A 6,849-nucleotide genomic window follows, 5' to 3' on the forward strand; every position below is an offset into this window, starting at 1 on the left:
AGCCATCCTCGCGCGGGCCGCATCAGGAAAGCATATGGATGCTAGTTCGGCTCGGCCAGGCGGTAGCCGACGCCCGGTTCGGTCAGCAGCAGGCGCGGGTCGGCCGGTACGGCTTCGAGCTTGGCGCGCAGCTGGCCCAGATACAGGCGCAGGTAGTGGGTGTGCTCGACGTACTCGGGGCCCCAGACGTCGCTGAGTAGCTGGCGGTGGGTCACCACCTGGCCGGCGCTGCGCACCAGGCGCGCCAGCAGGGCGAATTCGGTCGGCGTCAGATGCACCTCGGCGCCGTCGCGCGTCACGCGGCGCGCACTCAGGTCGACCGCCACGCCGGCCGCGCGGTACTGGGTGATGGCGGCCGCCAGCACGGTGCCGCGGTGGCGCAGGGCCACGCGCATGCGCGCCAGCAGTTCGCTCAGGCTGAAGGGTTTGACCAGGTAGTCGTCGGCGCCGGCATCCAGCAGGCTAATTTTCTGTCCTTCGTCGTGGCGGGCCGAGATCACCAGCAGCGGCGCGCTGCTGCGCTGACGCAGTTCGGCCAGCAGGCTGGCGCCGTCGCCGTCGGGTAGGCCGAGGTCGAGCAGCACCAGGTCGAGCGTGTTGTGGGCGGCCAGCGCGCGCGCATCGGCCAGGCTGGCGGCGGCATGCACCTGATAGCCCTCCACCAGCAGGGCGTCGCGCAGGGTGCGGCGCAGTTCGCGGTCGTCTTCGACCAGCAGCACGCTCAGGCTCATGCATCGCCTCCGGGCGCGGGCTGGGGCGGCAGCGGCAAGCGCACCTCGAAGGCGCTGCCGCCGTGGCGGCGCATGCGCAGACGCAGCTCGCCGCCGTGCACGCGTGCGATGGCGCGGCACAGGGCCAGGCCGACACCGGCGCCGCGCCCGCTCTGATGGTCGGCGCGCTGAAACGGCGCGAAGATGGCTTCGCGCTCGGTCGAGGGCACGCCCGGTCCGCGGTCGCGCACGGCCAGCAGCAGTTGATCGCCATCGGTATCGACCAGCAGTTCGATGGCCTCGGGCGGGCCGCCGTATTTGAGGGCGTTGTCGACCAGGTTATCGAGCAGCTGGACGATCAGGATGGCGTCGCAGCGCAGCAGCGGCAGGCCGGGCGCGATGCGCGCGCGCAGGCTCAGTGGCGGCTGGCGCTGGCGCAGGCGCTGCAGCACGCTGCCGACCAGGTCTTCGGCCGATTCCCAGTCAGTGCGCAGCTGCAGGCCGGGCGCGTCCAGGCGCGCCAGCTGCAGGGTGTTCTCGGTCAGGCGGATCAGCTGGCCCGCCTCGTCGGCGATGGTGGCGGCCAGGCGCAGGCGCTGCTCGGGCGCCAGCCGGTCGTCCTGATCGTGCAGGGCGGTGGCGGCGCCGAGGATGGTGGCCAGCGGCGTGCGGTGGTCGTGGGCGATGGCGGCCAGCATGGTATTGCGCAGGCCCTGCAGCTGGGCCGCCGCGCGCGCGTGCTGGGCGTGGTCGATGGCGGCGGCCCGTTCCAGCGCCAGGCCAAGCTGGTCGCACAGGGCCTGGGCGTGCAGGCGGTTGTCTTCGCGCGCGCCGATCGGATCGGGCATGCGCGCGATGGCCGCGCCCAGATTGGTGCTGCGCCCGCGCAGCGGCAGATACCAGGCCGGCTGCTCGTCGTGGCGGCCGGTGCCGGGGCCCATGGCCTGGTGGTTGCGCGCGCAGATGCGCAGGCCAGCCCGCTCGTCGGTGCTGGCCGCGCCGACCAGCTGCTCTTGCGGGGCCAGAAACAGCAGGCTGGCCGGGCCGCCCGTCAGTTCGGCCAGCAGCTGCTGCAGGTAGGCGGCCAGCTGGCGCGGGTCGTCGGCCTCGCGCAGGCGTTCGCCGAACTGGCGCAGCTGCTCGGCCTGTTCGGCGTGGCGGTGCTCGCGCGCTGCCAGTTCGCGCTGGCGCGCCATCATCAGGGCGACGGTCCAGCTGACGGCCAGCAGGGTCAAGAGCAGAAAGGCGTGCTGGCGCAGGTCGACCGCGAAGGTGCCGCGCGGCGGCACAAAGCTGAAATTGAAGGCCAGCACGGCCAAGGTGCTGACCAGCAGCGAGGCGCGCGGCGACAGCCAGATGGCGGCGCAGGCGGCCACCAGCACCAGAATCAGCGCCTTGTTGGCCAGATCGAGCTGGGCGTCGAGCACGGCCAGCACGGCCCAGCCGGCCGCCCACAGGCTGAGGGCGACGGGCAGGGAGCGTTGCGGGCGCTCGAAAACTTGCCAGGGACTGAACATGCCCGCCACCCTAGCACAGTCCGTATCAGGATCCCATCAGGATCGCATCGGCCCAATCTGTCTTAAGGCTGGCTTCAGGCGAAACAGTGTAGGATGGGCGCATGCGTCGCCTGATCCTGTCCCTGTTGGCCCTGCTGTTCTGCCTGCACCTGTCGGCGCAGGCGGCGGAGTCGGTGCGCACCTGCTGCGGCACCGACTGCGACACCGCCCTGTGTCTGGACCTGGGCTGCGCCCCGGCGGCCCTGCCGGCCGTGGCCATCGACAGCAGCCGTCCGGCCCTCCCGGCCGCGCCGCAGCGCCAGCCTGCGCAGGCGCCGCACACGGCCCTGCCCCAACCCTATTACGCGATCTGGACTCCACCGGATTGAACGCGGTCCGCCCCGCCTTCCATCCCTTTTTACTTTTTCAGGAGTTCATCATGAAACGCACGACCGTCAAAATCGCCCTCGTCGTGGGCGCCCTGTTCACCTCCGCCGCAGCCTTCGCCGCCACCAGCCCGGCCTGCTGCGACAGCCTGCTGTGCTGTCTGCAGATGCTGAGCTGCTGCGGCCAGTAAGGCCTTAAGCGCCCGCCGCCGGCACCGTGCTGGCGGCGGGTTTCAGATGGCCGCTGCGACAGGCGGCCGCCAGTTCGGTTTGCAGCTGGCGCAGCGCGCCCGGCCAGTCGTGCGCCTGCGGCTGACGGATGATGCCGGCCGTCGGATACCAGGGGCTGTCGGTGCGCTTGTGCAGCCAGCGCCAGTCGGGCCGGTGCGCCACCAGAATCCAGACCGGTCGGGCCAGGGCGCCGGCCAGGTGGGCCACACTGGTGTCGACGCTGATCACCAGGTCCATGCACTGGACCAGCGCAGCCGTCTCGCTGAAATCGGTCAGCAGCTCCGAGAACACGCGGATCTCGGGATGGGCCGCCAGCACCGGCGCGTCCACCTCGCGCACTTCCTTTTGCAGGCACACGTAATCGAAGCCAGGCGGCAGATAGCGCAGCAGCTCCTTCAGGCGCAGGCTGCGCCACTGATCGCTCTTGTGGGCGGTCGAGCCGCTCCAGACCAGGCCGATGCGGCTGGCCGTGCGCGCGCCCAGACGCTCCTGCCAGAGCGCCACCTTGCTCGCTTCGGCGCGCAGATAGCCGCGCGGGCGCGGCAGCGTCGCGAGCGTGGACTTGAAGGCCAGCGGCAGGCTCAGTAGCGGGCTGTGATAGTCGCGCGGCGGCAGCTTGACGCCGCTTTCCGTCACCAGCACGCGCGGATCGAGGGTGCGCATCAGCTGCACCAGCGGGCTTGGCACATCGAGGATGACCTTGGCGCCGCGGTCGGCCAGCAGCGGCGCGTAGCGGCAGAACTGGATCGAGTCGCCCAGTCCCTGCTCGGCGTGCAGCACCACGGTCTTGCCCTGCACGTCCTCGCCCAGCCACTGCGGCTCGGCGAATACGCGCTTCTGCCCGCCGCTGACCTTGGACGCCCAGCGCGCCTCGTACAGCTGCCAGCCTTCCTCATACTCGCCGACGGCCAGCAGCGCCAGCGACTTGCCAAAGGCCGCATCGGCATAGCTGGGGCGCAGGGCCAGCGCCTGCGCATAGCCGGGGATGGCCTCGGCCGGGCGCGCCTGCTCGCCGAGCGCGATGGCGCGGTTGTAGTGGGCCTCCGGATAATCGGGTTTCAGGCGCAGCGCGTGGTCGTAGCTTTGTACGGCGGCGGCGAACAGCTCGAGCGACTGCAGCGCGATGCCGCGGTTCGACCAGGCCTCGGCAAAGCCCGGCTCGATCTGCACGGCGCGCTCGTAGGCGGCCAGGGCGGCGTCGTGGCGGCCCATCGCGGTCAGCACCAGGCCGCGGTTGTTGTGGGCGGCGGCAAAACGCGGCTGCAGCTTGAGCGCATGTTCGGTGGCGGCCAGGGCCTCGTCCATGCGGTCCAGCTCCTTGAGCGCATTGGCGCGGTTCGAATAGAAATTCGGCGCGCCGGGATCGAGCCCGATCGCGCGTTCGAACAGGGCGTCCGCCTCGGCATAGGCGCCGCGCCGGAAGGCCAGCACGGCCAGCATGTGGGTGGCGCGCGCGTGGTCCGGGTCGGCGGCCAGCATGGCGCGGTACGCGGCCTCGGCCTCGTCCAGGCGGCCGGCCTCGTACAGCGCGCCGGCGGCACGCAGGGCCTCGGCTTGTTTGTCCTCTATCAAAGCTTGCATATCCGCAAGTCTACCGCCCCCGTGTGGCGAAAATCCAATTTTTTGACGTAAGTCAGTTTTTGGCGGCTTTTTCCAGGCATAAGATAGACTGATCACAAAAGGGGGAGTCCATGTTTGAATCCGCGGAAGTCGGCCACAAGGTCGACAAAGCCAGTTTCGACGCTCAGGTCCCCGGCCTGCGCGAGGCCCTGCTCGAAGCCCAGTTCCTGCTGCGCGAAAAGCCCGAGTTCGCCGTGGTGGTGCTGATCTCCGGGGTCGACGGCGCCGGCAAGGGCGAAACGGCCAACCTGTTCAATGAATGGATGGACCCGCGCCACATCGAAACCGTGGCCTTCGGCGCCCCCACCGACGAGGAGCGCGAGCGTCCGTTCATGTGGCGCTTCTGGCGTGCACTGCCGCCCAAGGGCAAGATCGGCATCATGTTCGGCTCCTGGTACACAGATCCGATCGTCAACCGGGTCAACCGCAGCACCACGAATGCCGAGCTGGACAAGAACATCGCCGACATCGTCGAATTCGAAAAGATGCTGACGGCCGAGAAGGTGGTGCTGGTCAAGCTGTGGTTCCACCTGTCCAAGGAGGCCCAGGAAAAGCGTCTGAAGGCGCTCGAGGCCGACCCCAAAACGCGCTGGCGCGTGACCAAGGACGACTGGGAGCACTTCAAGATTTACGACCGCTTCCGCAAGTACTCGGCGCACACGCTGACGGCCACCGACACCGGCAACGCGCCCTGGACCATCATCGAAGGCAATTGCCCGCGCTACCGCAGCCTGTACGCCTGCAACACCCTGCTCGAACGTATCCGTCAGCAGTTCGCCCGGCTCGAACACGCCCAGGCCACGCCGCCGGCGCCGGCCGCCGCGCCCAGGACTGCGCTCGACAACCGCACCATCATCTCCAATCTCGACCTGAGCCAGAAGCTGAGCAAGAAGGACTACGAGGCCCAGCTCGAAAAATACCAGGGCAAGCTGGCCCTGCTCACGCGCGACCCGCGCTCGCTGAAGAAATCGGTGATCGTCGTGTTCGAAGGGGTCGACGCGGCCGGCAAGGGCGGCGCCATCCGGCGCGTGACCGGGGCGCTCGACGCGCGCCACTACAGCATCGTGCCGATTGCGGCGCCCAGCGACGAAGAGCGCGCCCAGCCCTATCTGTGGCGTTTCTGGCGCCATATCCCGCGCCTGGGCCGGGTCACGATTTTCGACCGTTCCTGGTATGGGCGGGTGCTGGTCGAACGGGTCGAAGGCTTTGCCACCCAGGCCGCCTGGCAGCGCGCCTATACCGAGATCAACCACTTCGAGGCCGAGCTGATCAAGCAGGGCGCGGTGGTGGTCAAGTTCTGGCTGCAGATCTCGCAGGACGAGCAGCTGCGCCGCTTCGAAGAACGCAAGGAGACCGGCTTCAAGGCCTACAAGATCACCGACGAGGACTGGCGCAACCGCGACAAGTGGCCGCAGTACGAGGTCGCCGTCAACGACATGATCGAACACACGAGCACCGAAATCGCGCCCTGGACCCTGATCGGCGCGAACGACAAGTACCACGCCCGCATCAAGATTCTGAAGACCTTGTGCGAGGCGATAGAAAGTGCGCTCGATAAATAACGGCGGTGCTATTCTCGGCCAGCCACAACCCCAAGGAGACATCATGCGCCATACCCTGCTGAGTACCCTGATCCTGGGCGCCCTGTGCGCCCTGCCCGCCCTGGCCGACGAGCATGCCCCGCACTGGAGCTATGCCGACGCGGCCAAATGGGGCGAGCTGTCGAAAGACTTCGCCACCTGCAAAATCGGCGGCGCCCAGTCGCCGATCAATATCGAGACAGCCAAGGCCACGCGCGCCAAGCTCGACCCGATCGATTTCCAGTACACGCCGACGGCGGCCGAGGTGGTCAACAACGGCCATACGATTCAGGTGAATCTGGCCAAGGGCAGCGCCATCCAGATCGGCGGCGCCCGCTACGAACTGCTGCAGTTCCATTTCCACACGCCGAGTGAGGAAGAGCTCGACGGCAAGCGCCTGCCGATGGTGGCCCACCTCGTGCACAAGAATGCCGAGGGCAAGCTGGCGGTGGTCGGCGTGCTGTTCAAGGAAGGCAAGGAAAACGCCGCCCTCGCCCCCGTGTTTGCGGCCATGCCGGCCCACGAAGGCGGCAGCGCCAAGCTGGCCAGCTTTGCCCCGCTGGCTCTGATTCCGGCCCAGCGCGGCTACTATGCGTTCAGCGGTTCGCTGACCACGCCGCCCTGTTCCGAGGGCGTACGCTGGCAGGTGATGCAGGCCGCGGCCGAAGTCTCGCCGGCCCAGGTGGCCGCCTTCCGCAAGCTGTACGCGATGAACGCGCGCCCCGTGCAGCCGCTCAATGGCCGCGTGGTGCAGGCCAGCGAATAAAGTTTCAGCTTCCACCTTGACGGCGGGCCCATGCCCGCCATTTTTTTTGCCACCAAAAGA

General features: G+C 68.6%; 7 protein-coding genes. 4 read left to right on the forward strand and 3 right to left on the reverse strand.

Features of this window, described 5'->3' with window-relative positions; genetic code table 11:
• Positions 1 to 41: 41 nt before the first annotated feature.
• Positions 42 to 731: a response regulator gene (locus tag LZ005_RS18380; protein WP_237809956.1), complete on the reverse strand. Its 690-nt coding sequence runs from the start codon at positions 729 to 731 to the stop codon at positions 42 to 44.
• Positions 728 to 2,227, reverse strand: a complete 1,500-nt coding sequence (locus LZ005_RS18385; RefSeq protein ID WP_237809957.1) for an ATP-binding protein — start codon at positions 2,225 to 2,227, stop codon at positions 728 to 730. Before LZ005_RS18385 ends, LZ005_RS18380 begins: the two co-directional genes overlap by 4 nt.
• Before the next feature lie 101 nt (positions 2,228 to 2,328).
• Here LZ005_RS18385 and LZ005_RS18390 point away from each other — a divergent pair, with 101 nt between their 5' ends.
• Both LZ005_RS18390 and LZ005_RS18395 read left to right on the forward strand, forming a co-directional pair.
• The gene (locus tag LZ005_RS18390) at positions 2,329 to 2,595 is read left to right on the forward strand and encodes a hypothetical protein (protein ID WP_237809958.1); all 267 of its coding nucleotides are present in this window, start codon (positions 2,329 to 2,331) and stop codon (positions 2,593 to 2,595) included.
• A 50-nt stretch (positions 2,596 to 2,645) separates the two neighbouring features.
• Entirely contained in the window at positions 2,646 to 2,783 is a 138-nt protein-coding gene (locus LZ005_RS18395) for a hypothetical protein (protein WP_237809959.1), read from the forward strand.
• A 4-nt stretch (positions 2,784 to 2,787) separates the two neighbouring features.
• Here LZ005_RS18395 and LZ005_RS18400 read toward each other — a convergent pair whose 3' ends face one another.
• On the reverse strand, positions 2,788 to 4,404 hold the full coding sequence (locus LZ005_RS18400) for a tetratricopeptide repeat protein (RefSeq protein ID WP_237809960.1): 1,617 nt from the start codon (positions 4,402 to 4,404) through the stop codon (positions 2,788 to 2,790).
• A 110-nt stretch (positions 4,405 to 4,514) separates the two neighbouring features.
• Here LZ005_RS18400 and pap point away from each other — a divergent pair, with 110 nt between their 5' ends.
• Together pap and LZ005_RS18410 are read left to right on the forward strand one after the other, a co-directional pair.
• On the forward strand, positions 4,515 to 6,005 hold the full coding sequence (gene pap / locus LZ005_RS18405; RefSeq protein WP_237809961.1) for a polyphosphate:AMP phosphotransferase: 1,491 nt from the start codon (positions 4,515 to 4,517) through the stop codon (positions 6,003 to 6,005).
• A gap of 43 nt (positions 6,006 to 6,048) precedes the next feature.
• The gene (locus LZ005_RS18410; protein WP_237809962.1) at positions 6,049 to 6,789 is read left to right on the forward strand and encodes a carbonic anhydrase; all 741 of its coding nucleotides are present in this window, start codon (positions 6,049 to 6,051) and stop codon (positions 6,787 to 6,789) included.
• The last annotated feature ends 60 nt before the right edge of the window (positions 6,790 to 6,849 follow it).

The organism is Massilia sp. TS11, from assembly GCF_022012445.1.
Taxonomy (GTDB): Bacteria; Pseudomonadota; Gammaproteobacteria; order Burkholderiales; family Burkholderiaceae_D; genus Telluria.